The following is a 459-nucleotide window of genomic DNA, read 5'->3' on the forward strand; positions in this document are numbered from 1 at the left end:
TGCTGCCATAGAACCCGATTTCAATGTGTTGCCACTGATCAAAACCCATTTTAAAAGCAGGTACGCAGATCAAAAATGGATCATCTATGATCTGAGAAGAAATTATGGGCTGGCTTATGATCTCAAGGAGGTAACTTTTATTACCTTGGATCTCGATCCTGCAATAGGAATTTCAGGCGCTCCCGAAGCTTTTTTTCATACTTCAGAAATATCTTTTCAAAAGCTATGGAACCAGTATTTCACCAGCACCAACATCAAAAGCAGGGCAAATGAGAAGCTGCATGTGCAGCACCTGCCAAAGCGCTACTGGAAATACCTTACCGAAAAGAACCTTCCGGAGAAATAAATTCGGATATGTTTGACCTGATTAAGGTCATATAATAGTTCGACATGCTCCGGTACTTTTGTATTCTTAAAAGAAAAAGGGATGAGCAATTCTTTAATTCAAAAATACAATGT

1 protein-coding gene is annotated in these 459 nt (G+C 39.0%); it reads left to right on the plus strand.

Translation table 11 applies throughout. The annotated features are described in order from the left end of the window. A partial coding sequence (locus HC175_RS18455) for a TIGR03915 family putative DNA repair protein (protein ID WP_168139687.1) occupies nt 1-346 on the plus strand: 346 nt, incomplete at its 5' end. Nucleotides 347-459: the final 113 nt, after the last annotated feature.

The sequence above is a fragment of the Salinimicrobium oceani genome (assembly GCF_012037645.1).